The 17,072-nt window shown below is 33.0% G+C and carries 17 protein-coding genes; 16 read left to right on the top strand and 1 reads right to left on the bottom strand.

Annotation, left to right across the window (positions count from 1 at the left end):
* Positions 1 to 76: 76 nt before the first annotated feature.
* From nadC to priA, 3 genes are read left to right on the top strand one after another with little or no spacing between them, the layout of a single operon-like run.
* Entirely contained in the window at positions 77 to 937 is an 861-nt protein-coding gene (gene nadC, locus BLR17_RS10540; protein WP_066323588.1) for a carboxylating nicotinate-nucleotide diphosphorylase, read from the top strand.
* A 27-nt stretch (positions 938 to 964) separates the two neighbouring features.
* On the top strand, positions 965 to 1,900 hold the full coding sequence (locus BLR17_RS10535) for a YihY/virulence factor BrkB family protein (RefSeq protein ID WP_066323590.1): 936 nt from the start codon (positions 965 to 967) through the stop codon (positions 1,898 to 1,900).
* 50 nt (positions 1,901 to 1,950) lie between these two features.
* Positions 1,951 to 4,404: a replication restart helicase PriA gene (priA, locus tag BLR17_RS10530; RefSeq protein WP_066323591.1), complete on the top strand. Its 2,454-nt coding sequence runs from the start codon at positions 1,951 to 1,953 to the stop codon at positions 4,402 to 4,404.
* Positions 4,405 to 4,408: 4 nt separating this feature from the next.
* On the opposite strand, the gene BLR17_RS10525 is transcribed toward priA, so the two are convergent.
* Positions 4,409 to 5,104 carry a LytR/AlgR family response regulator transcription factor gene (locus BLR17_RS10525; RefSeq protein WP_066323592.1) on the bottom strand — a complete coding sequence of 232 codons (696 nt, stop codon included), beginning with the start codon at positions 5,102 to 5,104 and terminating at the stop codon, positions 4,409 to 4,411.
* Between the two features lie 168 nt (positions 5,105 to 5,272).
* On the opposite strand from BLR17_RS10525, the gene rpsF reads away from it, so the two are divergent.
* From rpsF to fabV, 13 genes are all read left to right on the top strand, one after another.
* On the top strand, positions 5,273 to 5,614 hold the full coding sequence (rpsF, locus tag BLR17_RS10520) for a 30S ribosomal protein S6 (protein ID WP_026715038.1): 342 nt from the start codon (positions 5,273 to 5,275) through the stop codon (positions 5,612 to 5,614).
* A gap of 5 nt (positions 5,615 to 5,619) precedes the next feature.
* A complete protein-coding gene (gene rpsR / locus BLR17_RS10515; RefSeq protein WP_026715037.1) occupies positions 5,620 to 5,916 on the top strand; it encodes a 30S ribosomal protein S18 in 297 nt (98 codons plus the stop codon).
* A gap of 66 nt (positions 5,917 to 5,982) precedes the next feature.
* On the top strand, positions 5,983 to 6,426 hold the full coding sequence (gene rplI, locus BLR17_RS10510; RefSeq protein ID WP_066323597.1) for a 50S ribosomal protein L9: 444 nt from the start codon (positions 5,983 to 5,985) through the stop codon (positions 6,424 to 6,426).
* Positions 6,427 to 6,515: 89 nt separating this feature from the next.
* Positions 6,516 to 6,989 (top strand): DUF6495 family protein, encoded by a 474-nt coding sequence (locus BLR17_RS10505; RefSeq protein WP_066323599.1) that lies wholly within the window; start codon positions 6,516 to 6,518, stop codon positions 6,987 to 6,989.
* Between the two features lie 77 nt (positions 6,990 to 7,066).
* On the top strand, positions 7,067 to 9,073 hold the full coding sequence (gene ligA / locus BLR17_RS10500; RefSeq protein ID WP_066323602.1) for an NAD-dependent DNA ligase LigA: 2,007 nt from the start codon (positions 7,067 to 7,069) through the stop codon (positions 9,071 to 9,073).
* Between the two features lie 151 nt (positions 9,074 to 9,224).
* Entirely contained in the window at positions 9,225 to 9,743 is a 519-nt protein-coding gene (locus BLR17_RS10495; protein WP_066323604.1) for a DUF6913 domain-containing protein, read from the top strand.
* An 11-nt stretch (positions 9,744 to 9,754) separates the two neighbouring features.
* Entirely contained in the window at positions 9,755 to 10,636 is an 882-nt protein-coding gene (gene dapA / locus BLR17_RS10490; protein ID WP_066323608.1) for a 4-hydroxy-tetrahydrodipicolinate synthase, read from the top strand.
* A gap of 135 nt (positions 10,637 to 10,771) precedes the next feature.
* Positions 10,772 to 11,566 carry an outer membrane protein assembly factor BamD gene (locus BLR17_RS10485; RefSeq protein WP_066323949.1) on the top strand — a complete coding sequence of 265 codons (795 nt, stop codon included), beginning with the start codon at positions 10,772 to 10,774 and terminating at the stop codon, positions 11,564 to 11,566.
* A 9-nt stretch (positions 11,567 to 11,575) separates the two neighbouring features.
* Positions 11,576 to 11,893 (top strand): DNA-directed RNA polymerase subunit omega, encoded by a 318-nt coding sequence (locus BLR17_RS10480; RefSeq protein ID WP_035657230.1) that lies wholly within the window; start codon positions 11,576 to 11,578, stop codon positions 11,891 to 11,893.
* Between the two features lie 6 nt (positions 11,894 to 11,899).
* The gene (gene coaBC, locus BLR17_RS10475) at positions 11,900 to 13,111 is read left to right on the top strand and encodes a bifunctional phosphopantothenoylcysteine decarboxylase/phosphopantothenate--cysteine ligase CoaBC (RefSeq protein WP_066323611.1); all 1,212 of its coding nucleotides are present in this window, start codon (positions 11,900 to 11,902) and stop codon (positions 13,109 to 13,111) included.
* Positions 13,104 to 13,988 carry a type IX secretion system protein PorD gene (porD, locus tag BLR17_RS10470; protein ID WP_066323613.1) on the top strand — a complete coding sequence of 295 codons (885 nt, stop codon included), beginning with the start codon at positions 13,104 to 13,106 and terminating at the stop codon, positions 13,986 to 13,988. Before coaBC ends, porD begins: the two co-directional genes overlap by 8 nt.
* A 45-nt stretch (positions 13,989 to 14,033) precedes the next feature.
* Positions 14,034 to 15,686: a DNA repair protein RecN gene (gene recN / locus BLR17_RS10465; RefSeq protein ID WP_066323615.1), complete on the top strand. Its 1,653-nt coding sequence runs from the start codon at positions 14,034 to 14,036 to the stop codon at positions 15,684 to 15,686.
* 102 nt (positions 15,687 to 15,788) lie between these two features.
* Positions 15,789 to 16,979: an enoyl-ACP reductase FabV gene (fabV, locus tag BLR17_RS10460; protein WP_066323618.1), complete on the top strand. Its 1,191-nt coding sequence runs from the start codon at positions 15,789 to 15,791 to the stop codon at positions 16,977 to 16,979.
* The last annotated feature ends 93 nt before the right edge of the window (positions 16,980 to 17,072 follow it).

The following is a 17,072-nucleotide window of genomic DNA, read 5'->3' as shown; positions in this document are numbered from 1 at the left end:
TTTTAGGGAAGTTGAAACAAATTTTAGAATACACAAAATATGTCCTACTTTAGCGAGATAAAAATTTCGAGTAAAAATGATTAGCGAAGCACAATTTCAAAACGAGTTAGAGTTATTAATTGCAAATGCCATTCGTGAAGATGTAGGAGATGGTGATCACAGTTCATTAGCCTGTATTCCGGCAACGGCACAAGGAAAAGCGAAGCTTTTGGTGAAAGATGAAGGTATTATTGCAGGTGTTGAATTTGCGAAAATGATTTTCAATTATGTTGATGCTAATTTAGAGGTAGAAACTTTTATAGAAGATGGAACTCCAGTGAAATTTGGAGATGTTGTTTTTCATGTGTCTGGAAGTTCCCAGTCTATTTTAAAGGCTGAACGTATGGTTTTGAATTCGATGCAAAGAATGTCGGCTATTGCAACTAAGACAAATAGTTATGTAAAGTTGCTGGAAGGAACAAATACTAAAATTTTAGATACTCGTAAAACGACTCCTGGTTTTCGTGTTGCCGAAAAATGGGCTGTAAAAATAGGAGGAGGGGAGAATCATCGTTTTGCATTGTATGATATGGTGATGTTGAAAGACAATCATATTGATTTTGCCGGCGGAATTGCATTGGCTATAGCCAAAACCAAAGCCTATTTAAAAGAAACCAATCGTGATTTGAAAATTATTGTAGAAGCCAGAGATCTGGATGAAGTGAAACAAATTGTAGCTGCCGGTGGTGTTTTTAGAATTTTACTGGATAACTTTGATTACGAAATGACAAGAGATGCGGTTGCTTTTATTGGAGATAAATGTCAAACAGAATCGTCTGGAAATATCAATGAAGACACTATTCGTCATTATGCTGAATGCGGGGTGAATTATATTTCTTCGGGTGCTTTGACGCATTCTATTTATAATATGGATTTGAGTTTAAAGGCAATTGAATAATTTTTCTTCGGTAAAAAGATACTATTAATGTCAGTAGAGATAGAAATAAAGCTCCAGAAAATTCCTTTGTTACGCAATTTTGTGCGCTGGGCAAAAAAGGTAAAACTCAATTGGCTCAGTGGATTGTCCTTGTATGATTTGTTAGAATTATACATTATCGGAATTACTGAGGCGGCTTTGTCAAATCGTGCAGGATCTATTGCTTTTAGTTTTTTTATGGCTTTGTTTCCTTTTGCACTTTTTATTTTGAATCTTATTCCGTTTATACCTATTGAAGGATTTCAGGATGATTTTCTGGATTTTGTTGCCGACGGTGTTCCGCCGAATACTTTCTATGCTATAAAAAACATTATTAACGATATTCTTCATAACAGTCATTCCGGTTTAGTATCGTCGGGATTTTTGTTGTCTGTTTTTTTAATGGCAAATGGTTTGAATGCTATTTTAGGTGGTTTTGAAAATTCCAAGCATGTATTGGTAAAAAGAGGTTTCTTTCATCAGTATTTTGTAGCTGTTGGTATGTCGTTGTTTTTAGCTGTTCTGTTAATTGTAACAGTGGCTATTATTGTTGTTTTTGAGGTTTTTATTCAACAACTTACTGCCAGGGATTTTTTAAGTGATAAAATTCCATTGATAGTAATGGGACGTTATGCGTTTCTGATTTTGATGATTTTAATAACCACATCGGTACTTTTCAAATTTGGAACTAAAAATCAGGAAGACCGCTCTTTTATTTCTATAGGTTCAGTTTTTACTACAGTTTTGACTATTATAAGTTCGTATTTTTTTGGTGTTTGGGTTATCCGATTTTCAAAATACAATGAGCTTTATGGTTCTATTGGAACCTTGTTGATTGTTATGTTTTACATTTGGATTAACTGTATGATATTATTACTTGGTTTTGAACTCAATGAGGTAATAAATAAATTGAAGAAAAGAAAAGAACATACGCATTTGCAATAATATAGATGCAGATAGTTGGCTTTTAATATTAAAAGAATAAGTAATAATAGATGTATTTCGTTGAAGTAATTTTACCATTAGCACTTGCTAAAACTTTTACTTATAGTGTTTCTGAAGCAGAGTATCATTATATTCAAAAAGGTATGCGTGTGGCGGTTCCTTTCGGGAAAAGTAAAATTTATACGGGATTAGCGATAGATTTACATCAAAACAAACCCACTTTATACGAAGCGAAAGAAATTCATCAAATTTTAGATGAAAAACCTATAGTTACCGAAAATCAAATTAAACATTGGCAATGGATTGCATCGTATTATATGTGTGCAATTGGTGATGTTTATCGTGGTGCTATGCCAAGTGCTCTGTTGTTGGAGAACGAAACCTTGATTACTAAAAATACGGTAGGCTTTATTGATGAAAGTCAACTTACTGATGAAGAATTTTTGATTTATCAGGCGTTGCAACAACAATCTTCTTTAAAAGTGCAGGATGTTATCGGTATTTTGAATAAAAAGAATATTTTTCCGATTATTCAAAAAATGATTGATAAAGGTGTTGTGGTTTTGCATGACGAGATTCAGGAATCGTATAAACCTAAAATGGTTCGGTATATTCGTTTGCATTCTAAGTATGAATCTAATGAAGGACTGAATGAATTATTGAGTGTTTTAAAAAATGCCAATAAGCAAAAAGAAATTGTACTGACTTATTTTCAGTTGAGTGCGACGAATCATAAAAAACCGATTTCGGTAAAGGAATTAACTGATGTTTCTAACTCCTCTTCGGCTGTTGTAAAAGCTTTAATTGATAAAGAAATTTTTGAGGATTATTTGATTCAGGAAGATAGGGTAAGCTTTACCGGCGACTCTAATGATAATCTATTGCAATTAAGTGAAGCGCAGCAAAAAGCTTTTGACGAAATTAAATCAAGTTTTTTGGAAAAAGAAGTTTCTCTTTTGCATGGCGTGACTTCAAGTGGAAAAACGGAAGTTTATATAAAACTGATTGAAGAATATTTGACAACTGGAAAACAAGTTTTGTATTTGCTGCCTGAAATAGCATTAACAACACAACTGGTTTCCCGATTGCAGGCGTATTTTGGAAACAAAGTAGCTGTTTTTCATTCGAAGTATAATAATAATGAGCGTGTAGAGGTTTGGAATCAGGTGTTGCAAAATTCGGAGAAAGCCCAAATAGTGATAGGAGCCCGGTCGGCTTTGTTTTTACCGTTTTCAAACTTAGGTTTCATAATTGTTGATGAAGAGCATGAGCAGACTTTTAAACAAGTCGATCCTGCGCCAAGATACCATGCTCGTGATGCGGCTATAGTTTTGGCTGCTTTTTTCAAAGCTAAAGTTTTGTTGGGTTCGGCTACGCCAAGTTTGGAATCTTATTATAATACTGCTATAGGTAAATACGGATTAGTTGAACTTAAAAATCGTTATGCCAATGTGAGAATGCCGGAAATTGTATTGGTAGATTTAAAAGATAAATATTTCCGTAAGCGAATGACCGGACATTTTAGTGATGTTTTGATTGATGGGATTACGGAGGCTTTGTTTTTAGGTGAACAGGTTATTTTATTTCAAAACAGGAGAGGGTATTCTCCTTTGCTGGAATGTATGACTTGTGGTCATGTTCCGCAATGTCAGCAATGTGATGTGAGCTTGACATATCATAAACATCGAAATGAATTGCGATGTCATTATTGTGGTTATTCGATTGCAAAACCTACGCGTTGTCATAGTTGTTCCGGAATTGATTTGACGACCAAGGGTTTTGGAACCGAACAAATTCAACAGGAATTGATACAATTATTTCCGGAGCGAAAAATAGGAAGGATGGATCAGGATACTACCAGAGGTAAATTTGGGTTTGAAAAAATCATTGATAGTTTTAAAAATCGCGAAATAGATATTATGGTAGGGACTCAGATGCTTGCAAAAGGATTAGATTTTGACAATGTGAGTCTGGTAGGGATTATGAATGCGGATAATATGCTGTATCATCCCGATTTTAGAGCTTTTGAAAGAAGTTATCAAACAATGACTCAGGTAGCGGGTCGTGCAGGTCGTTCGGAAAAACAAGGGAAAGTAATTATTCAAACGTACAATCCTAATCATAATACGATTCAGCAGGTGACTAATAATGATTATATAGGTATGTATAAAGAACAGCTTTATGATCGTTTGATTTATAAATACCCTCCTTATTTCAGAATAATTAAAATAAGTTTAAAACATCGTGATTTTAATAAATTAAAAGAAGGTTCAATCTGGTTGTATCAGGTTTTGTTTCAAAATTTAGGAATTCCGGTACTTGGTCCGGAGGAACCGGCTATTAACCGAATCAGGAATGAATATATCCGAACTATAATGATTAAAATTCCTCAGGAATCGTCAATTGTAAGCACAAAAAAAACTATCCAAAAAATATTGAATAGTTTTGATAGTGTTGCACAATTTAGAGCAATAAAAGTTACACTAAATGTAGATTTCTATTAATTTCTTAGGCGTAAGAAAGTGCTTTGATTAAGTCTTCTTTCTTGTTTCTGCTCAAAGGAATTTTAGTTGTGCCGATTTCGGCAAATTTACTATTAAAGCGTTCCACTTTGTCTATATTTATAATGTAGGATTTGTGGACACGAACAAATTTCTTTTTAGGTAAATCATTTTCGAATGATTTCATTGTAGAAAGTACCAGATTGCTATCATCTTCAGTTACTACTCTTACATAATCCCCAAAGGCTTCAATCCATTTGATTTTTGAAGTGTAGATTTTTAATTTTTTCAAATTACTTTTGATAAAAATGTGTTCTCCTTCTTCCTCTTTGGTGTCTTGTTTAAGTAGGTGTAAATCGATAGCTCTTTTTACAGATGCATTAAAACGATCTACAGCTATAGGTTTTTGTAGATAATCAGTAGCATCATAATCAAAAGCTTTTAGTGCATATTCTGCTTTTGAAGTAATAAATATAATTTGAGGTTTTGTTTTTAGACCGTCTAAAAAGTCAAAACCACTAATTACAGGCATTTCTATATCAAGAAATATTAAGTCTACACTATGTACAGACATGCAACTTTTTGCTTCAATTGCATTGGAAAAATCACCTATAAGATGTAGGTTTGGGTGATTATTTACTAACTTTGCGATGATCATTCTTTGTATCGAACTATCATCTACTACGACACAATTAAGTTTCATAATTTTTTGAATTTAAGATTTGGCTTAGTAAAAGTATTGTAAATTATTTACAATCACTAATCTTTATCGGTTTTTTTTGCAATACAACGAATAAAGTTGTTTTTTGTTTTTTTATTCGAATTATTTAATTACTTTTGCACCCTTATTTAACAAAATAAATTATTTCTTATGAATCATTATGAAACTGTTTTCATTTTAAATCCCGTTTTATCTGACGTACAGGTAAAGGAAACAGTAAGCAAATTTGAAGATTTTCTTACTAGTAGAGGAGCAGAAATGGTAGCTAAAGAGGATTGGGGTCTTAAAAAAATGGCTTACGAAATCCAAAACAAAAAATCTGGTTTTTACCATTTGTTTGAATTTAAAGTTGCACCAGAAGTATTAATTGCTTTTGAAACTGAATTTAGACGTGACGAAAGAGTTATGCGTTTCTTAACTGTAAGTCTTGACAAACATGCTATCTCTTGGGCTGAAAGAAGAAGAGCAAAACTTAAATCTCAAAAAGCTTAATTATCATGGCAACATTACAACAATCTGCTTCAGGAAAAAAAGACGGAGATATCAGATATCTTACTCCTTTAAATATCGAAACTAACAAAACTAAAAAGTATTGTCGTTTCAAAAAATCAGGTATCAAATATGTAGATTATAAAGATGCTGATTTCTTATTGAAATTTGTTAACGAGCAAGGAAAAATTCTTCCTCGTCGTTTAACAGGTACTTCATTGAAATACCAAAGAAAAGTGTCTGTAGCTGTAAAAAGAGCTCGTCACTTAGCTTTAATGCCATATGTGGCTGACTTATTAAAATAATAATTTAATTATAACAGTTGTTGCCTCGCTACGGCGGGCTAACTTCTAAAATACAAGGACAACAACATGGAACTTATTTTAAAGAAAGACGTTCAAAACTTAGGTTTTAAAGATGATATCGTAACTGTAAAAAACGGATACGGACGTAACTACTTAATCCCACAAGGATTTGCTCAGTTAGCTACTGCTTCTGCTAAGAAAGTATTGGCTGAAAACCTAAAACAAAGAGCGCACAAAGAAGCTAAAATTATTGCTGATGCTAAAGCTACTGCTGATGCTTTAAAAGCTCTTGAGATTAAAATTGCTGCTAAAGCAGGTGGTGAAAAATTATTTGGTTCAATCACAAATATTGACATCGTTGAGGCTTTAGAGAAAGCTGGTCAAACTATCGAAAGAAAATTCATCACTAGTGGTATTGTTAAACGTACTGGAAAATATTCAGCTACTGTAAGATTACACAGAGATGTTATCGTTGAGTTACCATATGAAATTGTGGCTGAAAAAGCTTAATTTCTAAGTGTATAAAAATAAAATCCCGATGAAAGTCGGGATTTTTTTTGTTTTTAACTGAAATCATTTTGATTCAAAATAATGTAATAATGAAATATTCTAGATTAACTAAAGAACAGTTTGAAGAATTACATCCTGAATTTACTAATTTTTTAGCAACTCAATCTATTGATAAGGCGGAATGGGATAAAATAAAAGAAGAAAAACCGGAAGTAGCAGAACAGGAATTGGATGTTTTTTCTGATTTGATTTGGGAAGGTGTTTTGGCTAAAGCAGAATATTTAGAACATTTTTCTAAAAATCATATTTTCCTTTTTCAGACTTTTGATACCTATGTGCAGTCGATTGTTTTGAAATCATTGGTTCCTGATGTAGATTTTTTGACTAAAGAAGGTTTGCAATGGCTTAGTGATAATATGTTTACTGAAACTATAGAAATGAAGGTTGGAAAAAAAGTATTTACAGAGGAACGTAATACTTCGATTTTTTCACTAATTCAACAAGGAGCTTTCCTGAGCGACGGACAATTATTTAAACAAATAAATTCGATTATAGAGTCTTAAAATTGAATGTTATTTCTTTTTAATTGGTTATTTTAGTACGCTGTTTACACAGAAACTAAAATGACCAATTTTTTTATATGACGGTATTAGAAACAATTCAAAAATTAAGAGACGAGCTAAATCTTCATAATTACAATTATTATGTTCTGGATAATCCGACGATATCTGATTATGAGTTTGATATAAAATTAAAAGAGCTTCAGGATTTAGAAAATAAACATCCTGAGTTTTTCGATGCTAATTCGCCAACGCAAAGAGTGGGCGGTACGATTACTAAAAATTTTCAAACCGTTCCGCATACACAGCGTATGTATTCTTTGGATAATTCTTATTCTAAAGAAGACTTATTGGATTGGGAAGCTAGAATTCAAAAAGTTTTAGGAAATGTCGATTTGCAATATACCTGTGAATTGAAATACGACGGAGCGTCAATCAGTATTACTTATGAAAACGGGAAATTAGCCAGAGCGGTGACACGTGGTGATGGTTTTCAGGGGGATGATGTAACCAATAATATTAAAACGATAAAATCTATTCCGTTGCAATTAAAAGGGGATGGTTATCCTGAAAAATTTGATATTCGAGGAGAAATTATTCTTCCTTTTGCGGGTTTTGAAAAAATGAATCAGGAATTGATTGAAATTGGTGAGGCACCATACTCTAATCCCAGGAATACAGCTTCGGGCAGTTTGAAATTACAAGACAGTTCGGAGGTAGCTAAGCGGCCTTTGGAGTGTTTGTTGTATTTTGTAACTGGAGAAAAACTACCTTTTGCCTCTCAGTTTGAAGGTTTGGAATCTGCCAGAAAATGGGGATTTAAAGTGCCTAAAGAAGCGAAGGTAGTTAGTGATTTACAAGAGGTTTTTGATTTTATAGATTATTGGGATGTGCATCGACATGATTTGCCTTATGAAACGGATGGGGTGGTAATAAAGGTGAATAAAATCCAATACCAGGAGGAATTGGGATATACAGCAAAATCGCCGCGTTGGGCAATAGCTTATAAATTCAAGTCGGAGCAAGTTGCAACAAAACTAGAATCGATTTCATATCAGGTAGGAAGAACAGGAGCTATTACGCCTGTGGCTAATTTGGAGCCTGTTCAATTAGCGGGAACCATTGTAAAAAGAGCTTCTTTGCATAATGCTGATCAAATTGAAAAATTAGATATTCGAATAGGGGATAGTGTTTTTGTGGAAAAAGGCGGAGAGATTATTCCTAAAATTATTGCTGTTGATTTAAGCAAGCGACCGGAAGATTCGAAAATCACAGAATATATAACTCATTGTCCGGAATGCAATACGGAATTGGTGCGTAATGAGGGTGAGGCGAATCATTATTGTCCAAATTTTTATGGATGTCCACCGCAGATTATAGGTAGAATTCAGCATTTTATTTCGCGAAAAGCGATGGATATTGAAGGTCTTGGAGGAGAAACGGTTGCGTTGTTGTATAATAATCATTTGGTTCAAAATTATGCCGATTTATATGAATTGACTGTTGAACAAATTTTGCCTTTAGAGCGAATGGCTCAAAAATCGGCGGAAAATTTAGTTAATGGGGTTAAGAAATCAACGGCTATTCCTTTTGAAAGTGTGTTGTATGCGTTAGGTATTCGTTATGTGGGTGAAACGGTTGCTAAAAAATTAGCCAAACATTATAAAAATATTGATGCTTTAGGCAGGGCAAGTTTGATGGATTTGGTTTTAGTTGATGAAATAGGGGAGCGAATTGCACAGAGTGTAGTTGATTTCTTTGAGAATAGCGAAAATAAAATTATTATTGAACGTTTAAAAAGTTATGGTGTTCAATTTGAAATTATTGAAAAGGTAAATCTGAATGCTACAAATATACTTGAGGGTAAAATGTTTGTGGTGTCCGGTGTTTTTACTCAATTTTCCAGAGATGAACTTAAAAATGCTATTGAGGATAATGGAGGAAAAGTAGGGAGTTCAATTTCTTCAAAAACTGATTTTGTGGTGGCTGGGGATAATATGGGGCCGGCTAAATTAGAAAAGGCTAATAAATTAAATATTCCAATTATTTCTGAAACGGATTTTATGAATATGATTGCAACTGTTTAATTATGTATTTATAAGTTTTAAAGGTGATTTTTAATGAAAAAATAGTGTTAAGAATTTAACAAAAAGTTTTAATTCGTCATTATACTTTTTTAGATTTGCCACCTTTAGTGTAACTTAATTAGTTAATTTTGTTTACTTATAAAGATAAGTTATGTTTTTAGATTACTTAAAAGGGTTTTCGGTAAAGAAAATAGTAAAAAACAGCTTGCTTAATGTAAAGAATGGCTTGTTTTTAAGTGATATAAAAACAGTTGGACTGATTATCGACGAGAGTTATTTTAAAGATACTCAGTCTTTGATTAATGAAATTGTTCTAAATGGAATTGCAAAAGAAAATATTGAATTGTTACTTTTCAAAAGTAAAGTTTCTGTTGATTTTGGAATTAAAACAATAAAATTAGAATCCAGTCATTTAAATTGGAAAGCTCAAATTACCAATAAAGAGGTGATTGAATTTCTTGAAAAGGATTTTGATTTATTAGTGAATTATTATGATGTTGAAAAAGCCATTTTATTGGTAGTTACACATCAATCGAATGCTAAATTTAAAGTTGGTTTTTCGAGTATTGACAAACGCCTGAATAATTTGATGATTGCTACTAATCTGGGAAATTATAAGGTTTTTGTTGAGGAATTATTTAGGTATTTAAAAATATTAAACAAAAAATAGAAACTAAAAACATGCAATCATTAATAGGAACTGGTGTTGCTCTTGTGACTCCTTTCAAACAAGATTTTTCAATTGATACCGATGCTTTAAAAAGAATTGTGAATTTTTCTGTCGATGGTGGGGTTGAATATCTGGTAATTTTAGGAACAACTGCTGAAAATGCTACACTTAGCAATGACGAAAAAGAATTGGTGATTCAAACTGTTATTGAAGCAAATAATGGTCGTTTACCATTGGTTTTGGGAGTTGGAGGAAATAATACTATGAAAGTGGTTGAGGAGTTAAAGACAAGAGATATGTCGCCTTATGTGGCAATTCTTTCGGTTTCTCCATATTATAATAAGCCATCACAAGAAGGGATTTATCAACATTTTAAGGCAATTGCTGAGGCTTCACCGGTACCGGTAATCGTTTATAATGTTCCGGGAAGAACTTCAAGTAATATGTTGCCTAAAACGGTTTTACGTTTAGCAAATGATTTTAAAAACATTGTAGCTATTAAAGAAGCTGCTGGCGATATTGTTCAGGTAATGCAATTATTGAAAGATAAACCGGCAGATTTCCATGTGATTTCCGGAGATGATATGACTGCATTAGCATCTGTATTAGCTGGAGGTTCAGGAGTTATTTCTGTAATTGGTCAGGGGTTTCCAAAAGAGTTTTCTGAGATGATTCGTTTAGGTTTGAATCGTAAAGTTGACGAAGCTTACAAATCACAATATTTGTTGTCTGATTGTATTGATATGATTTTCGAACAAGGAAATCCTTCCGGGATTAAGCAGGTTTTTCAGGTTTTAGGTCTTGCTGATAATACAGTGCGTTTGCCACTTGTTCCTGTTGATGAAGATTTGCAGGAAAGAATAGCTGATTTTGTAAAGAAAATAGATAAATAGCAGCTTTTTGCAAGTATTTTTTTAAACTAAGAAATATTTTGTAGTCGCTAAATTAATAACTAAATTTGCCACCGAAACTTCGGTATGATTTTTTATAGGCTGTGGTTAGCTTGTATTAGTAAAACAAACAAAAAAATGAAAAAAATTGTATCCTTATTGCTTCTTGTTGTTCTTTTTAGTTCATGTAATGAATATCAAAAAGCTTTAAAAAGCGAAGATGTTTCGGTAAAGTATGCTATGGCAGACACCTTGTATGCTCAGGCTAAATATTCTAAAGCATTACGTCTTTTTGAACAAATAGCTCCTGAATTCCGAGGAAAACCACAGGCAGAAAAAATGTTTTATATGTATGCGCAATCTTACTATAAAACAAAACAGTATTATCTGGCGGCCTATCAGTTTGAAAGTTTTGCTTCAGGATATCCAAAAAGTGAAAAAATACAGGAAGCTTCTTTTTTAGGGGCTAAAAGTTATGCTATTTTGTCACCTGTTTACAGTTTAGATCAGGCAGATACATACAAAGCAATTGAAAAATTGCAGGCTTTTATTGATCGTTTTCCAAATTCAGAATATTTAACTGAAGCTAATGGTTTGACAAAATTGTTGTCGGATAAGATTGAGAAAAAAGTTTATGAAAACGCAAAGGGTTACAATACAATATCTGATTTTAAATCAGCTTTAGTTGCCTTTGATAATTTTATAATCGATTATCCGGGGACTAAGTTTAAAGAAGATGCTTTGTTTTATAAGTTTGATTCGGCTTATCAGTTAGGAATTAATAGTGTTCCTGAAAAAATGAAAGAAAGACTTACTGTTGCTAAAGCTTCGTATCAAAGTTTGATTAAATTTAAAGCTGATACAAAATATAAAGAAAAAGCAGACGAAATGTATGCTCGTGTTGAACAAGAATTACAAAAATATACTAAATAAATATAAGTCATGGATTTAAAAAAGACGAATGCTCCAGTAAATACAATAACGTATAACAAAACGCTTATTGAACAACCTACTGGAAATGTGTATGAAGCAATTACCATTATGGCTAAAAGAGCAAACCAAATCAATTCTGAAATTAAAAAAGAATTGACTGAAAAATTGGAAGAGTTTGCTACATATAATGATAGTCTTGAAGAAGTTTTTGAAAACAAAGAACAAATCGAGGTTTCTAAATTCTATGAAAAATTACCAAAACCACACGCATTAGCAGTTCAGGAATGGTTAGATGGTAAAATTTACCACAGAGAATCAAACAAATAAGATACTATGTCAGTTTTAAGCGGTAAAAAGATTTTGCTAGGTGTTTCTGGCGGAATTGCCGCCTATAAAACAGCGTCTTTAGTACGACTTTTTATAAAAGCAGGTGCACATGTCCAAGTGATAATGACACCTGCTTCTAAGGATTTTGTAACCCCACTTACATTATCTACTTTATCTAAAAACCCGGTTTATTCCACATTTTTTAATCAGGACGATGAAGATGAAAAATGGAATAATCATGTGGAATTGGGACTTTGGGCAGATTTAATGCTTATTGCTCCCGCAACAGCTAATACCTTGTCTAAAATGGCAAATGGTACTTGTGATAATCTGCTTGTTGCTACTTATCTTTCAGCTAAATGTCCGGTTTATTTTGCGCCTGCAATGGATTTGGATATGTACAAACATCCTTCAACTTTAGCCAGTTTTAAAGCTTTAGAAAATTTTGGTAACATTATAATTCCTGCTGAAAGCGGAGAATTAGCCAGTGGTTTATCTGGTGAAGGGAGGATGGCTGAACCTGAGAATATTGTTGCTTTTCTGGAAGCCGATCTAGAAAGTAAATTGCCTTTGAAAGGAAAAAAAATACTAATCACTGCCGGGCCTACTTATGAAGCTATTGATCCTGTTCGTTTTATCGGAAATCATTCTTCGGGAAAAATGGGTTTTGATATTGCAAAAAGTGCGGCTAATTTAGGTGCTTCTGTTGTTTTAATTTCCGGACCTACGCATTGTGTTGTAAATCATTCTTTTATTCAGGTTGTTAAAGTTACTTCGGCTCAGGAAATGTACGATGCCTGTCATCAATATTATGCTGAAGTTGATGTGGCTATTGCTGCCGCAGCGGTAGCTGATTACAGACCGAAAAATGTAGCGAATCAAAAAATTAAAAAAGCCGCTGAAAATTTTGTCATCGAACTCGAAAAAACAAAAGACATCTTATTTTCATTGGGAGAAAATAAAAAACAGCAATTTTTAATTGGTTTTGCATTGGAAACTGAAAATGAAATTGAGAATGCAAAGGCTAAAATTCAGAAAAAAAACTTAGATTTGATTGTTTTAAATTCTTTACAGGATGAAGGTGCCGGTTTCCAAAAAATGACCAACAAAGTTACTTTTATTAATAAAGATTTTAAAATAGAACCGATGGAATTAAAATCCAAAGAAGCGGTTGCTGATGATATTTTAAATAAAGTAATAGCTCATTTTTATGAATAAGATAATTGCCTTTTTTTTGTTACTAAGCTTTGGTTTTGTTCAAGGACAGCAATTGAATTGTACCGTTACGGTTAATGCTCAAAAAATGGGTAATCCCAATCAGCAGATTTATAAAACACTAGAAACTTCATTAAATGAATTTGTAAATAAAACCGATTGGACAGGTCAGGCTTTTAAGCAACAGGAAAAGATAAATTGTTCCATGTATATTACTTTGATGTCGCATAGTTCGGATCAATTTACAGCAACAATTCAGGTACAATCGTCACGTCCTGTTTTTAATTCGTCTTACGAAACCCCGGTTTTAAATATTAATGATAAAGATTTTAGCTTTACTTATGCTGAGTTTGAAAATCTAACGTTTAATGCGAATACTTTTCAGTCTAATTTAGTTTCGGTAGTTTCTTTTTACAGTTATGTGATTTTAGGCGCAGACAGAGATACTTTTGAATTTAAAGGAGGAGATGAAAATTTCCAAATCGCTCAAACTATCGCTACCGTTGCACAACAAAGTAGTTATAGAGGATGGAGTCAGTTAGATGGAAATCAAAATCGTTATTTTTTAATCAATGATTTATTGTCGCCAACTTATTCTGAAATTAGAAAAACAGTATATGATTACCATCAGGGATTGGATGTAATGACTGATAATTTAAAGTCGGCCAAAGAAAAAGTAAAAACAGCTATATTAGGTTTGAATAAATTGTATAATTCAAAACCAAATGCTTATTTAACCCGGGTATTTTTTGATGCCAAATCAGATGAAATTACTTCAGTGTTTACTGGTGGACCCAATATTACCATTACAGATTTAGTTGATAATTTAAACAAAATTTCGCCTATTAATTCAAGTAAATGGGCTAGTTTAAAATTTTAGATTTTCTAATAACTTCATAACAACGTATAATAAATATATTATTTAATGATTACTGCGCTATCAATAAAAAATTATGCTTTAATTGAGAGATTGACTATTGATTTTTCTAAAGGATTTTCAATTATTACTGGTGAAACAGGAGCAGGGAAGTCCATAATTTTAGGCGCTTTAGGATTGGTTTTAGGAAAAAGAGCCGATTTGACTTCGTTGAAAAATAAAGAAGAAAAATGTATTATAGAAGCCCAATTTGATATTTCGAAATACAATTTAAAAGCTTTTTTCGAAGCTAATGATTTGGATTACGAAGATGAAACCATCATAAGAAGAGAAATTCTTCCGTCTGGAAAATCGCGTGCTTTTGTTAATGACAGTCCTGTTAACCTTCAGGAATTGCAGGATTTAGGGTTGTTTTTGATTGATATTCATTCACAACAACAAACCAGAGAGCTTACCGATGAAAATGTACAGTTTGATATTATTGATGCTATTGCTGCAAATTCAGGAATTATTTCAGAGTATCAATCACTTCTTAAAAGTTATAAATCAGATAAGACCCAATTAAATTCGCTTATTAAAAAACAAAGTGAGGTCAATAAAGAACAAGAATATCATGCTTTTTTACTGAACGAATTGCAAGCAGCTCAATTAAAAATGGGTGAGCAAGAAGAGTTGGAAAGTGTTTTTGAAAAACTCAATAATGTTGAAAGTATCAGAGAGGTAATAGATAAATCATTGGCAATTGCCAATGAGGAGCAATTCGGAATTTCCGGTAATTTAAAAGAGATAAAAAATGCACTTTCTAGAATAGCTTCTTTTGCTCCTGAATATCAGGAATTGTTAGAACGAATTACAAGTTTGGCAATCGAGTTTGATGATATTTCAGCAGAAATGGACCGTTGTTCGGAAAGAATTGTTTCAGATCCGGAACAATTGGAACAAACGAATCAAAAGTTACAATTGATTTATAATTTGCAAAAAAAGCATCAGGTTGCAACTGTTGACGATTTGTTGGCTATCCAGGCTAAATTAGAAAACGAAGTTGTTGAATTAGGAAATATTGAAGAAGAAATAGCGCTTTTGAATACTGCTATTCAGGAAAAAACGTCAGCATTAAATGCTTTGGCTACCACCATTCATGATAACAGAATTCAGGCAGTTCCTGTTTTATCTGAAAAAATGATTCAAATATTAGCGACTTTAGGAATGCCTAATACGCGTTTTAATATAGAAGTAACTCAAGGTGAAAGCTATTTTTCTAATGGAAAAGACGAATTGCAATTTTTGTTTTCGGCTAATAAAGGAACTGATTTTGGATTGCTGAAAAAAGTGGCTTCGGGAGGGGAGATGTCTCGAATTATGTTGGCCGTAAAAGCTATTTTGGCACAATATTCAAAATTACCAACTTTGATTTTTGACGAAATTGACACTGGAGTTTCGGGAGAGATTGCTATAAAAATGGGAGAAATCATGAAGGAAATGAGTAAGACCATGCAGATATTTGCCATTACACATTTACCACAAATTGCTGCCAAAGGTGATGCTCATTTTAAAGTGTTTAAATCAACAATTGACGAGGATACCCAATCAGAATTAAAATTACTATCAGAAGAAGAGCGTGTTGTTGAAATTGCACAAATGCTATCGGGAACTATTGTTTCAGATTCGGCTCTAAATCATGCAAAAGCCTTGTTGAACTAAAAAAATGCTCTATATTTGCCAACCAAAATGATGGCTTTTTCTTGATAAAGTCATTGTTTTATTTGCCTTAAAAAAAAAATAAAAATATAATATTGATACCCTATGATCATAGAACCTAGAATGAGAGGATTTATTTGCTTGACAGCACACCCGGTTGGATGCGAGCAAAGTGTTAAAAATCAAATTGAGTATGTTAAATCAAAAGGAGCCATTGATGGCGCTAAGAAAGTACTGGTAATTGGTGCTTCTACAGGTTTTGGTTTGGCTTCAAGAATTTCAAGCGCTTTTGGTTCTGATGCAGCAACTATTGGAGTATTTTTTGAAAAACCACCTATGGCTGGAAAAACGGCTTCACCAGGTTGGTACAATTCTGCTGCTTTCGAAAAAGAAGCTCATAAAGCTGGTTTATATGCTAAAAGTATCAATGGAGATGCTTTTTCGAATGAAGTAAAAAGAGAAACTTTAGATTTGATTAAAGCGGATTTAGGTCAGGTTGATTTAGTAATTTACAGTTTAGCTTCTCCTGTTCGTACAAATCCAAATACAGGAGTTACGCACCGTTCGGTTTTAAAACCTATCGGAGCAACTTTTTCTAATAAAACAGTAGATTTCCACACAGGAAAAGTTTCTGAGGTTTCTATCGAACCATGTGCAGGTGATGATATCGAAAATACAATTGCCGTAATGGGAGGTGAAGACTGGGCTATGTGGATTGATGCTTTAAAAGCTGAAAATTTATTAGCTCCGGGAGCTACTACAGTTGCTTATTCTTATATCGGGCCATCAGTTACTGAGGCGGTTTACAGAAAAGGAACTATCGGACGTGCTAAAGACCATTTAGAAGCTACTGCTTTCACTATTTCTGATAGTTTGGCTGATATTAACGGAAAAGCGTATGTTTCGGTAAATAAAGCTTTGGTTACTCAGGCAAGTTCGGCAATTCCTGTAATTCCATTGTATATTTCTTTATTGTACAAAATAATGAAAGCGGAAGGAATTCACGAAGGTTGTATTGAACAAATCCAACGTTTATACCAACAAAGATTGTTTACAGGTGGAGAAGTACCAGTAGACGAAAAAGGAAGAATCCGTATTGATGACTGGGAAATGCGCGAAGATGTTCAGGCTCAGGTGGCTGAGTTATGGGCTCAGGCTACAACTGAAAATCTTGAAGAAATAGGAGATTTAGAAGGATACAGAAAAGATTTCTATAACTTATTTGGTTTTGACTTAGCCGGAGTAGATTATAAGGCTGAGGCTGACGAAATGGTTCAGGTGGAAAGTATCGCCTAATTTTATTTCGAAAAAGAATAAAATATAATTTTTTTGATAATGCGTCTTGATTTTAAATGTATAAAAGCATTTAAAATTAAGGCGCATTATTGA

The organism is Flavobacterium glycines, assembly GCF_900100165.1.
GTDB classification, from domain to species: Bacteria; Bacteroidota; Bacteroidia; order Flavobacteriales; family Flavobacteriaceae; genus Flavobacterium; species Flavobacterium glycines.
Note: the sequence above shows the minus strand (reverse complement) of the source record. Positions and strands in the feature narration are given on the sequence as shown.